At 63.5% G+C, this 14,917-nt stretch carries 11 protein-coding genes; 3 read left to right on the forward strand and 8 right to left on the reverse strand.

Annotated features, from left to right (window positions below):
- Positions 1-641: 641 nt before the first annotated feature.
- The 3 genes from RQG82_RS15940 to RQG82_RS15950 form a co-directional block, all read right to left on the reverse strand.
- Positions 642-3,755: a putative Ig domain-containing protein gene (locus RQG82_RS15940; protein ID WP_311245455.1), complete on the reverse strand. Its 3,114-nt coding sequence runs from the start codon at positions 3,753-3,755 to the stop codon at positions 642-644.
- 113 nt (positions 3,756-3,868) lie between these two features.
- Positions 3,869-4,411, reverse strand: a complete 543-nt coding sequence (locus tag RQG82_RS15945; protein ID WP_311245454.1) for a hypothetical protein — start codon at positions 4,409-4,411, stop codon at positions 3,869-3,871.
- Positions 4,412-4,438: 27 nt separating this feature from the next.
- A complete protein-coding gene (locus RQG82_RS15950) occupies positions 4,439-6,121 on the reverse strand; it encodes a phage/plasmid primase, P4 family (protein ID WP_311245453.1) in 1,683 nt (560 codons plus the stop codon).
- A gap of 959 nt (positions 6,122-7,080) precedes the next feature.
- On the opposite strand from RQG82_RS15950, the gene RQG82_RS15955 reads away from it, so the two are divergent.
- Positions 7,081-7,575 (forward strand): hypothetical protein, encoded by a 495-nt coding sequence (locus RQG82_RS15955; RefSeq protein WP_311245452.1) that lies wholly within the window; start codon positions 7,081-7,083, stop codon positions 7,573-7,575.
- Positions 7,576-7,766: 191 nt separating this feature from the next.
- Positions 7,767-9,710, forward strand: coding sequence for a hypothetical protein (locus RQG82_RS15960; protein WP_311259979.1), 1,944 nt, complete (start codon positions 7,767-7,769; stop codon positions 9,708-9,710).
- A gap of 17 nt (positions 9,711-9,727) precedes the next feature.
- Here the strand turns inward: RQG82_RS15960 and RQG82_RS15965 are convergent, their stop codons facing one another.
- Positions 9,728-10,063 carry a hypothetical protein gene (locus RQG82_RS15965; protein WP_311245450.1) on the reverse strand — a complete coding sequence of 112 codons (336 nt, stop codon included), beginning with the start codon at positions 10,061-10,063 and terminating at the stop codon, positions 9,728-9,730.
- 185 nt (positions 10,064-10,248) lie between these two features.
- Positions 10,249-11,169: a ParA family protein gene (locus RQG82_RS15970; protein WP_311245449.1), complete on the reverse strand. Its 921-nt coding sequence runs from the start codon at positions 11,167-11,169 to the stop codon at positions 10,249-10,251.
- 503 nt (positions 11,170-11,672) lie between these two features.
- Between RQG82_RS15970 and RQG82_RS15975 the strand changes: the two genes are divergently transcribed.
- Positions 11,673-12,536 carry a replication protein RepA gene (locus tag RQG82_RS15975; protein ID WP_311245448.1) on the forward strand — a complete coding sequence of 288 codons (864 nt, stop codon included), beginning with the start codon at positions 11,673-11,675 and terminating at the stop codon, positions 12,534-12,536.
- A 606-nt stretch (positions 12,537-13,142) separates the two neighbouring features.
- On the opposite strand, the gene RQG82_RS15980 is transcribed toward RQG82_RS15975, so the two are convergent.
- Genes RQG82_RS15980 through RQG82_RS15990 form a run of 3 tightly spaced genes read right to left on the reverse strand, consistent with a single transcriptional unit; the run spans position 13,143 to position 14,810 of the window.
- Complete coding sequence (locus tag RQG82_RS15980) at positions 13,143-13,400, reverse strand: hypothetical protein (RefSeq protein WP_311245447.1); 258 nt, start codon at positions 13,398-13,400, stop codon at positions 13,143-13,145.
- The gene (locus RQG82_RS15985) at positions 13,397-14,374 is read right to left on the reverse strand and encodes a hypothetical protein (RefSeq protein WP_311245446.1); all 978 of its coding nucleotides are present in this window, start codon (positions 14,372-14,374) and stop codon (positions 13,397-13,399) included. Before RQG82_RS15985 ends, RQG82_RS15980 begins: the two co-directional genes overlap by 4 nt.
- 58 nt (positions 14,375-14,432) lie before the next feature.
- Positions 14,433-14,810, reverse strand: a complete 378-nt coding sequence (locus tag RQG82_RS15990) for a hypothetical protein (RefSeq protein WP_311245445.1) — start codon at positions 14,808-14,810, stop codon at positions 14,433-14,435.
- Between the last annotated feature and the right edge of the window lie 107 nt (positions 14,811-14,917).

Below are 14,917 nucleotides of genomic sequence, written 5' to 3' on the forward strand. Positions count from 1 at the left end.
GTGTGGGAGCAGGCGTCGGTGTGGGAGCAGGCGTCGGTGTGGGAGCAGGCGTCGGAACAGGTTCTGGGCCAGGTGTTGGCTCGACCGAAGGTGCAGGATCCGGTGTGGGGGTCACCGGGGTCGTGGGGGTGACGGCAGCCTCATCCTCAGCCGGCGACTGGGTCAGCGGCGAAGAGGGAGACGGGCGCAGCGTCGCACCTGGCCACATGGGCTCCACCACAAACGCCTCGTCGTCCGTAACGGCGTCCAGCAGCGAGTGCGGTGCGGGCGCCTTTGATGAGTCAAGAGTCGTCTCCTCGAGGCCGCCGGGACGAATATGCGCCTCGTCTCCCTGGTCCACCTGGTCGGATGCCGTGATAGGCGCAACGTCGTCGGCTCCCTGCGTAGCCGCCACGATCCCCACAGAGCTTGCAACCAGGACTGGCACGCCGATGAAGGCCAGAGCGAGGAGTCGGCGTTTGCGCTTCTTCTGATCGTCGTCGACAGTCTCGGACATGCATCATCTCCCTATCGATGGGGCGCGCCATCGGGTATGACACATCATGACTTTATCAGTCGAAAGTGCCGTTTTCGCGCGTATATGAGTGAAAACGGACACGGCCCCGGATGGAGATCCGGGGCCGTGTCCTATACCGCCTCGATCAGTTCTCCGCGGAGGTGAACTTGAAGACGCTCGTCGAGCCGGAGCCAGAGGTCACGAAGACAGTCCGACCGTCAGCCGAGATGACTACTCGCGACGAGCTTCCCGAGGCCATCGGGATCCGGACGAGTTCCTCGCCTTCCTGCGTGTCGAACACGATGAGTTCCGTGTTCCCCGATACGTACAGCCAGCGGCCGTCGGGCGAGACCGTCATTGAGTACGCCTGCACCTTGCTGAGGGTGTGAGACTCAATCACCTCGCCGGTTGCAATGTCGATGCGACGGACAGTCGAACCGTTCACCGTCCAAACCGTGTTGTCAGGTCCGATAGCCAGCGACGTCACAGTCGTCCCTTCGTGAAAGACCTTCGCAAGACCGGATTCAGGGTCAACCTCGAAGCTCTGGTTCGTTCCTACGCTCGATGCGAGCACGCGCCCATCAGCGAGGACAGTCAGCTTCCAGTAGTTCGCCGTCTTGCCGAAGGTCACTGCTCCAAGGCTGGTGCCAGTCGAGACGTCGTACGTGATCATCTCGACGGAGGCGGCCGTCTTCGTGCGGACGAGATGGATCTTCGTCCCGTCTGGCGACCACACCGCGTCCTTGATTGAACTGACCTTGATCTCGGACACCTTGGCCAGACTCTCCGTGTCGAAGATCTGTACCACCGCGTCGGACTGGACCAGGTATCGCGTGCCATCAGGGCTGAGCTGTCCCCCACGCGGAGTCACGCTGAGCGCCGTCTGCCTGACCACTGTGTTCGTGGCGGCGTCGACGACAGAGAGCCTGCCGACACTCACGACGAAGAGGTGCGTGCCGTCGGGCGAGATTGACCCGCCGACTGGCCCACTGGTCGTGTCGAACGATCCTGCAGGTGTGATGGCCGGGTTCGCCTTGACGGTGAACGTGACCTCATCACGCGCGGTCAGACCCTCCTTGTCCTTCACCTCGATCGTGACCTTATAGGACCCTGTCGAGGGCGCCGCTCCGCTCAGGGAGCCGGTGCTGTCCAGCTTCACGCCGGCGGGGAGCGCTCCGTCGACGATTCGGTACTGGTAGCCGCCCCAACCGCCCGTCGCGTTGAAGCTGTCGTCGAACCGGACGTACTGCGTGAGTGCGAACGGCCCTGCGGAGAACTCGATCGGACGAGGTGAGACCTCTACGTTCACCGTGAACGTGTTCCGACTGATCTTCGGCGCGTTGGCGTCCTCGACCATGAACTGGATCCGGTACGACCCTGCGACGGGGTACCTCGCGGTGAGCGTCGCGCCGTCGAGCGTGACGGTGCCCCCATCCGCGTTGACCAGCGTGTAGATCATGTTCGCGTTGCTGGCACCATTGGATGCCAGCAGTTCGATCGACTGGGTCTCGTCGGCGTCGAGTTCCAGAGTCTCGGTGGACATCTCCAGCAGGTTCGGGTTCACGTAGATCGCGGAGCTCTTGGTCGACGTGTTCTTCTCGTTGCTCGCTGTCAGCTGGATGGTGAAGCTGCCCGAGATGGTCGGCACGGTCCCGCGCAGGTGTCCGTCGACGAATGTCAGCCAGCTGGGGAGTCCGTTCGCGGTGTACGAAATCGCGAGCCCCGTCGACGACGTTGCTGCGAGGTCGACGTCGATCTCAGTGCCCACCTGGAAGTCCAGGGAGGTCGGAACGGTGAACTCGAGCTTGTCGATCTTGATGCCGCCCTCACCAGGATTGATCGTGGGATCCTCAGGCTCGACCTCGGTGCCGTCGCCCGGCTGCGGGTCGGTCGGGTCGGTCGGGTCCACGGGCTCGACGGGTTCGGTCCCCTCCCCTGGCTCGCCAGTACCGGGATCTGTGGGGTCCGTGCCCTCACCAGGCTCCACAGGATCAACGGGGTCAGTCCCTTCGCCAGGGTCAGTCGGGTTCGTGGGGTCCACCGGCTCTGTAGGCGTCTCGGGGTCTCCCGGCTCGACGGGATCCGTACCTTCACCAGGAGTCCCACCCTCATCGCCGTCGTCGCCCGGGTTCGGGTTGGGGATGACGGTGCCCCCGTCCTCCCCTCCGGTTCCAGGGTTCGTACCCGGCTCATCCGGGTCGCCAGGCTCGCCCGGCGTCTCCGGAGCGATCTCCTTGAACACCATGAGTGTGAACCAGCCGCGCAGGACGCTCTTGCCGTTGTCAACCTCGAGCTGGAAGAGATAGCTGCCCGTGGCCGAAGTCGGCGTCCCCGCGATCGTGCCCGTGACGGGATCGATGTCGATGCCCGTGGGGAACTCTCCCTGGGTCAGCCGCCAAGTGGCGCCTTCCATGTCGAACTCGCCCGTCACATGCATGAGCGCCTTGTACGCCTCGAGGCGGACTGCCACGGCCAGGAGCTGCGACTTCTCGCTGTTCTCGCCACCGGTCGTCGGCTTCTCGCCATCCTCCGGCGTGGGCGTCGGCGTGACTTCGGGGACACCCGGTGTGGGCTCGGGGGTCGGCTCAGGCTCCCCCGGGGTGGGATCCGGGCTGGGCTCCGGAGTCGGGCCACCGGTACCGGGCGTCGGGTCAGGTGTGGGCGCCGGCGTGGGATCAGTGGATGGCTCCGGCTTCGGAGTGGGCGTGGGATCCGGAGTCGGGTCCGGGGACGGCAGCGGGTCGGGAGTCGGTTGGGGAGTGGGATCCGGAGTCGGGTGGGGCGTGGGCTTCGGGTCCGGAGTGGGGTCCGTCGGGTCGGGGTTGGTGCTCGGAGCGCTCGGGTCGCCAGGGACGGTGGGCGCTACCGGGTCAGTTCCCCCGCCATCGGGCGTGGCGGTCGGTTTCTCGTCCACGATCGCACTGGGCCATGTCGGCGCCACGGGCAACGCCACATCCTCCGACGGGGGCTGCTCGCTCGTGATGAGGTCGATGAGGCTCTTGTTCGACGGGTCGGCAGTGCCCAGTTCCGCGGGATCCTCGAGAGCGCCGGGACGAATCTGAGGCTCGCGCTCGGAGTTGATCTCCGCCTCGACAGACGTTGCGGGCGCGGTGTCAGTCGCACCCTGCGTGACAGCCACGAAGCCGATGGAGCTCGCGAGAACGACCGGGGCACCGATGAAGGCGAACAGCAGCAGCCTTCGCTTTCGCTTCTGCTCGTCGTCGTTCTCGGGGACCTCTGGTTCGGGGGTCTCGGACATGGGGGTCTCCGTCTCGCAGTTGAGGGGGCGACCGGCGGGCACCCGGCGCCCCCTCAATCTATCAGCCGAAACGATCGTTTCCGCGCGTATATCAAGGAAAACGAGTGTCAAATTCAGCTCCGTCGGAGCGCAATCCCCATGCGCGTTCGATACGCGAACATCACCTTGAACAGAGTGGCGAGAGCATCGGGGTGCGCTGTCCCTTCCTCGAGCTCACGGATCCTGATCGGTCGCACGCCGGCCACCTCGGCCACCTGCTTGAGAGTCGCGTGGCCGCGGAGCTTGATCAGGAGCGTTGCGAGGTCCTCTGGAGACTGCAGCATCCGGAACTGCTCGGAGTCCAGCTTGATCCGGCTGTGACCGATATGCAGGGAGCCGCAGTGGTTGGAGCACCAGTAGTGGTCGACGGATGCGTCATCCCGGATGCGCTCGGGGATCTCCCCCACGCTGCGGTAGCGACGCTTGAACTCCCACCGCCCGTTGCGTTCGGTCTTGCACTCGCGTGGCGCCTGCGACGGGTCCTTCTGCGGCTCGGCTATGCCCGCACATCGAGGGGTGTCGAAGAGGCCCAGGTAGACCGGCGCCCCGTTGGCGCCCAGACCCTTCCCGCACTTCTTGCAACGCTGACGCTCGGGGAACAGCTTCTCAGTGGCCACAGGCCCTCCTTCTGGGTTCGGTGTCGATCAGGCGCGAACGACGCCGAGGTAGTTGGTCTTCAGGGGGAAGGGCACGCAGAGCCGGTCGACGTCTCGGCCGGAGTAGCTCTGGTTGGTCCAGTCCGTGAGATTCCACTCCGCGATGAGCGGTTCGGGCGTCGACAGCTTCTGGCCTGGCCGATGCTTCTTCTGCGGGTCGGTGTAGATCCAGCGATCGCTCTGGGCGAGGATCTCCACGAGCTGGGAGGCAAAGTCATTTCGGTTGCTGGGAACGCCAGATGGGTGAGTCTTCCGATGCCAAGTCACAAAGAGCTCGTACAGGAACGCCGTGGGGAGCAGCTGCCAGACGAACTCGTCCTCGAACTCCAGCCAGAAATCGCGCACCGGAGAGTTCTCGCGCTGGAACTGCGCGAGCAGCTCCTGGCACGCCGGCGGGTTCGAGAACTCGGTGTGTGTCATCGACAGGGCGCGTCGAAGCACGTACTGGAGCACGTCGGTGCGCTTGAGGTAGTCCTGCTTGATGTACTGCCGCTCCACCCCGGTGAAGGATTTCCGGAACGGGATGAACGCCTGCCTCCGTGAGTATGACGCGCTCTTGTCACGGCTCTTCGGGAAGTCGTTCACGCACTGAATGACCATCCCTGAGAAGCTCACGCTCACCGGATCTTTGTACTTTCGGTCCAGCACGAAGTTATCGCCGGTGACGATACTTTTGAAGTCGCCGAGGTCCTTCGCGAACGCTCCGACGCTGTTCTCGTCCGTGATGATCGCTCGCGCGTGGACGAGCTCGGCGAGGGCGAAGGGCTTGCCGAAGTTCGCGATCGGGATGGAAGCGTGTCCGCCCGGGCCCACGAGGTTGCGCATGAGCTCACAGAGGGTCCCCTTGCCGTTGTTCCCTCGAGTCGAGTGGAAGAACGCGGCCTTGTTCCAACGCACGCCCGGGCGGAGTACGGCGCTGATGATCTCCCAGAGCAGCTCCGGCACACCTTCATCGTCCGAGAGCTCCTCGATCCAGCTCTCCACATCCCACTGATCACCATGGGGGGTGTCGATGACCGGGTTCGGCGCCGAAGGGTCGAAAGCGATCGGGCTCTTCTTGAGAAAGACCCAATCGGCTGAGAACGGGAGCAGTTCCTGCTTCGCGTGATCGAAGACACCGTTGGCGACGGGGATCAGGTGCGCATCCGTCGTCTTCGTCACGACCTCGGCGTGCATGCGGAGTCTCTTGAGCAGCGACTCGATCGCGCTGGCGGTGAACGAGGGGCGCACCTGGCTGGCCAGTTGGGCGATCGGGGAGTCGGAGAGCGCGTACAAACCCTCGTCAGGGCCGACCTCCTGGTAGAGGCCGAGCACGCAGTCATCTGGAGATCGAGATCCCGACAGGCTGATCGCCACGATGCGATACCGGGCGAGGAGAACGCGCACAACGGTCATCTCGTCCAGGGCCTGGATCTTGGTTAGGGGAGGCGAGCTGGAGAACGCGTTCTTGCGCTGCTTGTTCTCGAGCCCAAGCCCGGCGTTGATGCGCTGAAGAAGCTCGTCGCGGATATCACCCAGGCTGACGGAGCGATCGTCGCGAATGGACATGAGGTACTTGGTCACCGTGCGCTCGATGAGCGTCTCGGCCGACGTCGGCTGGAACCCCGACAGCAGGGAGCTGGTGCCGGCTGCTGTTACTGACTGGTCTGAATCGTCGCGTACTGATCCCATGGCGGGTCCCTTCGGTGGCTTTGCTCGCTACCCGAGGCGCACGACCTAAGTCGAGTGGTATCACCTCGTGAAGCTCACCAACCGTAGCACGCGGAAACGACGTTTTCCCTCATGTATGAGCAGAAAAGAGTGCACAGGCGGTTGTAACTGCCTTGTTCCTGCCGATTCGCTACCTGCAGTGACAGCTCCAGGTACACCGACCTTCGTTGGTTTTCCGGGGCTTCGAGCCACATCGGAGGGGTCTGTACCTGCTGTACCTGATTGATCAATAGAAAGAGATAGACACGACCCTCTTCACCCTCGCCTCCCCTCTGTGCACCAGCGGCCAGTCGCGTACCACTCCCCCATATAAGGTTTCGCGCTGAGCGCAGGTCCACCAGGTACACGCGGAAATAGTCCAGATGAGAGGGTATAAGCCTGGGATCGCGCCTGATCCACTGACGCATCGTTGTTCTGTCCGTCTCAACTGGCCTTTCTCTGAATCCCGGCCGTACCTGCTCGGGCTCCAGGTGCGGCCAGGTACAGAGTGCGGTCCGGCCCCTCGTTGCCTCTTCGCCCTCTGGGGAGATGCCCGCGGCCGCTCGATCTGGTGCATGTCCCACGCGCATGAGAGGGTCTAACGGGTGCAGGCGCGCAGTGTCCGCTCCCTGACCGCTGGGTGACCGCGTCATGCCCACCTGGCGCCCACGCCCTCATCTCGAGGCGCATACGCAACAGATTTCTCGGTTTCTGACCGTGAAACGGTCACGCGCTGGCCACTTCACGCCCACCACAGGGGCAACACGCGCAACACGCATTCACTCGTAAACGTGCGAATACGACGAACTGCTGGTAGCGTCACGCGAGTGCCCGATGAAACCGCTGCTGCCGCAGGAGCGCCTTTTCCCATTTCCGGAAAATACGCACCGGCAGTGTGTCGCAACCGGCTCCAGGCCGTTAACGACCCTAGTTTCAGAGTCATGACCACCGCGATCGCGCACTCCCAGAACCCTGGTGCCGACGACAGCGCACCCCACACGACCAAGGCCGGACGCGGACGCCCCAGCAAGGGCGAGCGAACCGCCATCGTCTGCAAGGTCGATCCCGAGATGACTTCCGACATCGTTCTCTTCGCACGAGTCGCCCATCTCACGCCTGGGGAATACATGGTCAAGCTCGCCGCTGAGCAGCTGGGGATGATCTGGTACACACCCGAGCCCACCATGCGCCTGGACGGCGACAAGCCTTTCGAGTTCACCTCGCCGAAGATCTGGGACGACGGATTCTGCCGGATCAAGGCGCTGCCGCTGAGCGAGTTCGGCGACGTCATCAAGGGCCGCGCCCGCCAGGAGGGCCTGGGATTCGGCGAGTACATGGTCTACCTGGCCGCGAGGGCACTTGAGATGCCCGCCAACGGCCCTCAGATCCCTGAGCAGCTCGAAATCGTGAAGGAGGCCGTCCAGACAGCCGCCTAAAAGACTGAGGCCCCCATACTCCGAAGAGCTGGGGGCCATCAAATCTAAGTGTTCACGTTCTGCCACGTCGGCAAACAAGTCAGATCGTGAAGTTGATTCGGGAACCGGTTGGCGCCGGATCCTTAGTCGTACCACCAGGTGAACCGGGAGGTATCGCCATCGTAACCCATCAGCGCGCCCTTTTCACCTCATTGCTCGAGTTCGACACGCCGTCGAAGACCGATGCGATCGAGGCAGCATGGTCGATCACGCGCGCCATGGTGAAGCGACGTTACGTCAACAAGATGCGTGCTGACGCCGACGGCACACTCACTTCCCACCGCTATCCGGACTTTCACAGCGCCATCGGCCCTGTGGCCCCGTCGACGCCGTGGACCATCAACCTCACCGACGACATCGACCGGCTGTTCTGGTACGCCTGCTTCGACCTCGACGCAAAGACGCCCGAGGCCTACCAGGATGCGACCGAGGACCTCGGAGTCCTCGTCAGGCTCCTGCAGCGCGCGGGCCTCCCCCACGTCGTATGCCGTTCCAGCCGCAACGGTGGCTTCCACGTCTGGCTCCCCCTCGCCGGCATTCCGGTGGAGATCATGCGGGAGCTCGCTGACGCCGCCGGCGCCGTGCTCTCCTCACTCGACAAGGCGATGCTCGTCAACAATGTGACCGGAGCGGTGCGGCCCCCGGGATCACCCCACCGCGACGGCAGCTTCTCCACCGTCATGGAGGGCGAAGACACCTACCCCGTGGACGTCCTTTTCACACCCAGCGTCGTCGAGAGCGACATGCGGCGCGTCATCGACTCCTTCCGTGAGCTACGACCGGCTATCGACTCCGAGAAGGACGTCGTGGCCGGGCCCACCGATAGCCGTCACCAGACTCACCGACCTCTTCCCCCGCACGCGGTCAAGCTCATGCAGGCTGTTGGAGGCGGGTATGACCCCTCCAACAACGGATACAGATGCCTTCTCGCGGCCGCCCTTGCGGGCTGGAGCTTCGCCGACGTCGAGGAAGCCGCCAAGACAGCCCCAGGCATGGAGCACTACCGCACCGAGAACTCAGCAGAGGGCGGCCGCCGCGTACCTCGCCGCCCCAAGGAGGCTCGCGCTCGACTCGAGCGCCAGTGGGCAGCGGCACTGCGGTGGGCCGGGACTCGAGTGAAGTACACCGAGAAGCGCGCACCACGTGACCTCACCGAACTGACTGGAATCGTCGACAGCGCTGAGGCGATGCTGAATGCCTTCCGGGTCTCTCCTGGCCGCTGGGCCCGTGCGGAGTCCGATCTCCACGACAGCAGCGTCCTGGCGGCCCTGGTGTGGATGGCTGTGCGGTCGGGGCAGCGCAACGTCACCGCATCGATCCGCACGATCGCCATTGTCACCGGCATCCCTTCGACCACCGTCGATCGCTCTCTGCGTCGCCTCAGCGCGGGCGAATGGATCTCGAGAGTTCGCTACGCAGAGGGTGCTGAAGCTGCGGTCTGGAGGGTCGCAGAGAAGTTCTCCACAGCACACCTACATGTCGGGCCACATCACACTTCGAACGCCCGCCCCCCAGAGCAGCTCTTCGACGTCAGAGCCGCTGTTCTGCGTTCACTTGAGGATCTCCTCAATGCAGGCAGGAGCGACGTCTTCACCCGAGCAGGTCTCGGACCCACCGCACGGCGCGCATATGAGGCGCTTCAGACGGCGGCCGCGCATCCAGACAGCATCGCAGAACGCTCGGGTCTCCCCCGCGGCCGTCTCCTCGCTGCACTCACGCGACTCAAGAGACACTCGCTCGTGGTGAGTACTGCAGAGGGATGGCGCCGCCGTCTCAAGGACTTCCGACACCGAGTGGCTATGAAGCTCGGAGTGAGCGGCATCCTCGCTCAGCGCGAGCAGAACTACGCTGACGAACGCACCCTGTGGGCATGGTGGCTCGCCGAAACGACCTTCCGTGCTGGTCGGTCACCGAAGCAGCGTCGTAGACCAGACACCGGTCAGGTCAGGTTCCGACTCAGCGATGAGCGAGGTGATACCGATGCGTGGCCGGCCTACCCTCGAAACGCCGACGATCGAGCTGACCATCAGATGGCGATGCGCTACGTGAAGGCCGGCGCACTGCAGCTGCTACGCGACGAAGAGCTCGCCGCGTAGTCCCACATCGGGTTCGATCAGATTGATCGACCAGGACGAAGCGGCGACGCGCTCCCCTGGTACGGATGCCCGCCGTTGTGGAGCTGCTCCCGTCGAGCAATTTCACGCAGGATTGCAATGTCGACGAAATGCCCGAAGGACTCGTCGCCCTCCTGATAGTTCGTCACGCGGTATGCCTCACGTGCGCGATTACGGGTCCCTGTCCGGATTCTCACCGTGACCGGGATAATCACCTCGTCGGCGGCCTGTTGAGCCTCCTCGAGCGTCTGCGTGGTCGGCTGAGTACGAGGTGGCGCGTCGAACGAAGGTCGAGACGGCTGCGCGGCCGCCGTGGTAACCGGCGCGGCCGGCATTGCTGCAGACTCCACCTGCGGACTGACGTCTTCGGGCTCGGGGATCACAGAAGGGGGCATGCTTGGCCGCCGCCCAAGAGTGAGTGTCCTATCCCCTGACTCGGCGGATTCAGCGTCCTCCGGCGCAGGAGACATCGCGGGTCGATTCTTCTTCTGGAGGAAGGCTAGGTTCGCACGTGGTTCGGTCATGCGCCCACCAGTTCCGCTTCCTTCTCTGCGAGACGTTCGATCATCTCTTTGCCAACTGCGTGAAGATCCGCAGCCAGCTTGTCAACCGATGCAGGCATAGCCGCCGTGGCATCGGCCTCGCCGCGTCTGATCTGCCACCAAGATGGTCCGGTCTTTGCCTGCGCCTCGAGCTCGAACGCGAGCTTCCCCTCTTGACGCGCTCTCACCGCCGATGGCGTCGAATGACGAATGATGTTCTCGAAGATCGCACTTCCGTCGCCGCCGAAGGCCTTCATAACGTCTTCGCGTGCGTCGCGACGAACCTTGGTCGCCTGCTTCTCGATATCGACGATGACGCATCCCAGCAGGTCGATATCGGGGTTGATGTCCATGACAGACTCGAACCGATCCGTGATGTCGTAGAGGCCCTTCTGACTCGACTTGTCCGGCTTGTACGGCACGAGGACGTACCGGGCTGCTGCGACTGCGTTCGTCTGCAAGACGTGCTCCCCCGGCGGGCAATCGATCAGGATCATGTCGTAGTCGTTCGCGACCTTCTCTAGCACTCGTGCCAACGACAGCCGCCAGTCACGCCCCTTCGGCTGCTGGACGTGTGACGCGAGACCTGATGCCGCCATGTGCAGCTGCCGTCCCCCCTGGAGAACGTCGAGGTTCTCTCGCACACCACGAAGTAGCTTCGGATCCGCATCGAACATCAACGACTGAGCGAGGCTCAGGCCTGCGTCCTGTTCAGGGTTCGTGTCGTAGCCCAGGTCATCAGCACAGTTGCCCTGCGGGTCCATGTCCACGACCAGGACTCTGTACCCGCTGGCCGCCAGCATCCCGGCGACGTTGCAGGTGAGCGTGGTCTTCAACACCCCGCCCTTCCCGTTCATGACGGCGATCACTCGATTGAGGACAGATCGGTCAACAGCCATTGGAAATCCTTCGGTGCGATGTGCAGGTATCCCCCAGTGTCACAGCCGAACCAGCTTCAACGTCGCGGCCACGCTGAGTATGAAGCAATCATTGCTTCGTAAGCAATGTACGTGTTCAACGCTTCGAGTGCTTCGAAAGCATCGATTGCAACGTACGCATACATCGTAAACATAGTACACAGCAGTGAAACAGGCGAAGTTGGGCGCCCGAATCACGATGTAAGCAATGTATGCACACGATGTGTACATATGAACCGTTGTAATCAATCGTGTCTGAGCCCGGACACGCCGCCTTTGGAGCGACTTGGTGGCTCGAGCACGCGAGAGAATGAACTACAGCAGGGGAGACGGGGACTGACGAGATGGCTACATCATCAAACGGCTCAACGCCATCGAATGGACGGCCACGCGCGCGCTCCAGCGCCGCCTCGAACGATGCTGGCCACCCTGCGGAGGTCGCGAAGCCCGCTGACGCCCCGAAGACGAGCCTGATCCTGCCTGGGATGACCGGTGGAAGCGTCGGTTACTCGACTCGCCTGTTCGCTCAGGTATCTCTTCCGCAGCGGAACCCAGGGGACAAGCCCTTCATCGAGCGCACCGATGGGAACATCACTCTCACGATGCGGCCTGGTCTCTTCCAGTTGCCCGGTCAGCCCGAGAAGGTGGAGCGATACCCGTACGGCGTCTACCCGCGTCTCGCGCTCACGTATGTCTCGACGGAGGCGTTCCTCTCCAGGAGCCCCGTCATCGATCTCGGCAACAGCATGCGCTCGTTCCTTTCGAAGCTCGGCGTCGAGTACAGCGGGCGAACGAACCGTGTCGTCAAGGAGCAGCTCGCTGCGCTCTTCAGTGCCCATCTCTCGGTCCACATGAGAGACAAGACGGGTTCGGGGGAGGGGACGGCCGCCGAGTTCCACACCGTGGCAGACGGCTACACGCTCTGGTGGGCGAACGACGAATCTGAAGGTGACGATGGCCTCTGGGGCTCTGTAGTCCGCCTGTCGCCTGGCTTCTACGACTCGATCATGAAAGAGCCTGTCCCGGTCGACCTGAAGGCGCTGCGCACCCTCGGCGGCAGCCCGCTCCGAATCGATGTCTACCTCTGGGCGGCATACAAGATGCACAGTCTCGAGGCGCCTACGAAGCTCACTTGGGACGATCTCTACTCGCAGTTCGGCTCCCAGTACGGTCGCGCTCGTGCCTTCAAGGCACCATTCACCAAGGCGTTGAAGGAGGTGGCTGCGGTCTACCCGCAGCTCGACGTCGACTTCGTCGATGACGGAATCATCATGCGTCCCGCACTCAAGCATGTGCAGTCTGGGCGGCCGGCGAAGGCGATCGCCCCGAAGCCAGACGCTGCCGCGTAGCTCAGAGCCTCAATTTCCGCGGAATTCCGTGGGGTCATCTGGTGGCACCCCTCGCGTCGAGACACCGCGAAAGTGGGATCATCTGGTGGCGCTTCCCCCGGGTTCCACGGGAAATCGCGGGGTCATCTGGTGGCGGGTGTCTCATCGGTCACCGATAATCCGTGGGGTCATCTGGTGGCGCGGGCGGCAATGAGGCTCGATGACGCCCTGGGGTCATCTGGTGGCGCTTGCCAGGACGAACCTCGGAATCACGCGGATACTCACGCCTGGTCAGGGTCAAGCACCCGCGGAATCGCGGGGCTGAGCGCCGGTCGTTTACGACTGATGGCCGCTATCGGGCGGGTGGGGTCATCTGGTGGCGCGGTCTCGGATTCTGCAGTGTTGGGCGCTGTGGGGTCATCTGGTGGCGCTGGGGTCATCTGGTGGCGCTTCAGCCTTGGTGCGACCGGGCGAGGGGAAACAGGCGGTCACGCTGTCAAGGGTTTCCGGTAGACTGGGCACACCCTTTCGTGACTGGCTTTGCGAGAAGGATCCGCTCGTTTTCGAACGGAAATGAAAACCCCCCGGTTGGTATCCGGGGGGTTTTCGCTGTGGTGGGGGAGCGGGCTACACGTCACCGTTCTCGAGCGCACTCTCGAAGGCCTCGGCCGCATCGAGATCGCGGCGCGCATCTTCCAGCCGCTGCTCCTGCTCGACCGTTCGCACGCCGCGTGAGCGATCCTCCGCGAGGTGCCTAGCCTCGATGAGGATGTTGGCACTGACGAGCTCCGCAGCCTCTGTTGCGCGGAGGACATCCGCCAGTGGGGCACCAGGCGCTCCGGGTGCCGCCCCGGTGATCTGCTTGTCGATCTGCTGAGTGGTCATGCCCTGCTCCGTTCGTTGCGTTCCTGCTCGATCTTGCGCTGCGAGGCGCTCTGCTCGCGGATACGGCTCCGCGTTGAGAGCACCTTCTTCTGGGTCACGTTGACGTTCGTCTCGTCGATGTCCGGCGTCGTCAGATGAGCCACGCGGTCAGCGATGAGGTACGACATCGAGAAGTCGAGGACGTCGACGGTCTTGCCCGTCTCCGCTGCCCGTTTGAGGGACTGGTGGGTCGCGTGAGCGAGCTGGTCGATGTGCTGGAGCACCTGATCGACCTTCTCCTCGACTGCTGAGACTCTCTGGTCCGTCGACCGGAACGCCTCCATCGCTGCCTGCGTGTTCTCATCCAACTCGAAGTCCATGCCGGCCTTCGCGGCGATGAACGCCGTCATGAGGGCCGGAGCGGAGATCTGAGCCGCGAAGTCGCCGCCGGTAACGTCAGCGAGAAGCATGCGAAGGCGATCGACGGTAGCGGCGGGGATGCGCTTCACGGTCGTGAGCTTGGCGTCCTTCCCGTAGAAGGCGCCTCCAGGTAGCTTCTTGAACTCCAGCGGCGACGAGCCCGTCACCTCGTGGAGCTGCAGCGGAGTGGACCGGACAGGTTCGGGCTCTTCCACGAATTCTTCATCGGCATCGATTGCGTCATCGTCTGCTGCAGCCGCCTCCGGCTCCTCCTCTGGCAGCGAGGCTTTCTGTTCCTGCCTGCGTGCGACCTGCTCGGAAGTGGAATCGGTGTGCTCGCCCTCGTCGGGCTCGTCACGCTGAGGCTGAGGTTCGCTGTTTGCGCCGGCGGGGGAGTCGGAGTGAGTGTCGCTGCCGGCGGGCGAGCCTTCCGCAGCGCCGCCATGCTGGCCTCCGTCACGCTGCTGCGCGGCACTCTCGGCCGCCGAGGGCTCTCGGCGCGGGGGCAGAGTGATCGCCACGTCCTCGACGGAGGGAACGTGATGCCTCTCCATAGCCAGGTCCATGAAGCTCATTGGTCGATCATCCGTTCATAGAGGTTCGGGTGGTGTGAATGGTGGGGGAGAGGTGGGCCTAGCCGCCGGCTACCTGGGATGCGGTGTCCGCGAAGCTCAGCTCACCGTCCTCGGCGTCGGTGAGGTAGCTGTCGCCGCGGGTCAGACCAAGTAGCGAGTCGAAGCCACTGACGACAACGCGCTCCAGATTGGCGTTGCTCGTCGCGAAGGCAAGCAGCGCGTCGAGGATCTGATTCTGTCGCTGCACGAGAAGGTCGGGGACATCGAAGTCGCCGTTCTCCCTGGCGATCTTCTCTTCGACGGCGAGCTCGAGGTACTCCTGCTCGGTCATCTCGCGCTTGTTGCGCCAGTACTCGACGTTCTTCACGGTGTCGGCGTGAAGGCGCATCCACTTGCGGATGCGTTCCGGAGCCTTCGTCGTTGCTGCAACAGCCATGTAGTCGGTTCCCGTCAAAAATTCGATATTCCCTCAGATATGAGGATAATCGTACCAGTGGAACCACGGTTGTGCCATGTGTGTGCGGCTGAACTCCCGCTCCACCA

Origin of the sequence: Microbacterium sp. WCS2018Hpa-9, from assembly GCF_031843745.1 — a bacterium.
GTDB lineage: Bacteria > Actinomycetota > Actinomycetes > Actinomycetales > Microbacteriaceae > Microbacterium.